Here is a 797-nt window from a genome sequence, read left to right on the forward strand (position 1 = left end):
CCCGGGCACCCCCCGGCTCTTCCTCGACGCCTTCGCCCACCCCGACGGACTCGCCCGCTTCGCCGAGGTCGAGCACCGCGACGCCGCCGAGACCCCCGACGCCGCATACCCGCTGTACGCCACGACCGGCCGGGTCCTCGCCCAGTACCAGTCCGGGGCGCAGACCCGCCGCGTGCCCGAACTCGCCGCGGCCGCACCCGGGGCGTTCGTCGAAGTCCACCCCGACACCGCCGCCCGCCTCGGCCTGCGCGAAGGCCGCCCCGCCCGGGTCTCCTCGGCCCGCGGCAGCACCCTCGCCGCCGTCCGCCTCGTCCCCTCGCTGCGCACCGACACCGTGTTCCTGCCGTTCCACTTCGCCGGCGCCGGCCGGGCCAACCTGATCACCTCGGCGGCCCTCGACCCGCGCAGCCGGATGCCCGAGTTCAAGGTCTGCGCCGTGCGCGTCGAGCCCGCCGGGGCCGCCGGGGCCGCGGGGGCGGAGCTGTGAGCGCCGGCGAGGTCCTCGTCGTCGGCGGCGGCAGCGCCGCGCACCGGTTCGCCGAGCGGCTCCACCACCACGGCCACCGCGGCGGGGTGACCGTGCTCGGCGCCGAACCGGCCGCCCCCTACCACCGGGTGCTGCTCACCTCCGTCCTGGACGGCACGCTGCCGCCCGCCGCGCTGGACCTGCCCGCCCTCCCGGACGGGGTCCGGATGCGCACCGGGACGACCGCCGTCCGCATCGACCGCGCCCGCCGCCTCGTCCACGCCGACGACGGCTCCGCCCACCCCTACGACACCCTCGTCCTGGCCACCGC

2 protein-coding genes are annotated in these 797 nt (G+C 78.7%); both read left to right on the forward strand.

Annotated features, from left to right (window positions below; genetic code table 11):
* Positions 1 to 487, forward strand: a 487-nt coding sequence (locus tag EF903_RS33240; RefSeq protein WP_312845991.1) for a molybdopterin oxidoreductase family protein, incomplete at its 5' end; no start/stop codon positions are given.
* A partial coding sequence (locus tag EF903_RS33245; RefSeq protein WP_185902969.1) for an FAD-dependent oxidoreductase occupies positions 484 to 797 on the forward strand: 314 nt, incomplete at its 3' end. The genes EF903_RS33240 and EF903_RS33245, both read left to right, overlap by 4 nt.

It is taken from the genome of Streptomyces sp. WAC05292 (assembly GCF_003949955.1).
GTDB classification, from domain to species: domain Bacteria; phylum Actinomycetota; class Actinomycetes; order Streptomycetales; family Streptomycetaceae; genus Streptomyces; species Streptomyces globosus.